Raw genomic sequence first — 271 nt, 5'->3', positions numbered from 1 at the left:
AAATTCGTCAGCGGGGCTTAGCTTCAGAGCAACATTGGAAAGAGGCTCTGCCAAAAATACCAAACCGACAAGTGAAACGATTCCGGCAAAGAAAGAGCCAATCGCCGAAATCGCCAAAGCTGCTCCGGCCCGCCCCTGCTTCGCCATCGGATAGCCATCCAACACCGTTACCACGGACGAGGATTCTCCCGGCGTATTCAGCAGGATCGACGTGGTAGATCCTCCGTACATTGCCCCGTAGTATACACCCGCGAGCAAAATGATCGAACTG

1 protein-coding gene is annotated in these 271 nt (G+C 53.9%); it reads right to left on the bottom strand.

The annotated features are described in order from the left end of the window. On the bottom strand, positions 1-271 hold a 271-nt coding region (locus MXD62_RS39665), incomplete at both ends, for a tripartite tricarboxylate transporter permease (RefSeq protein ID WP_368862341.1).

This window comes from Frankia sp. Mgl5 (genome assembly GCF_023242985.1).
In the GTDB taxonomy this organism is placed as follows: Bacteria; Actinomycetota; Actinomycetes; order Frankiales; family Frankiaceae; genus Parafrankia; species Parafrankia soli.
This window is presented reverse-complemented; position numbering and strand designations above follow the sequence as displayed.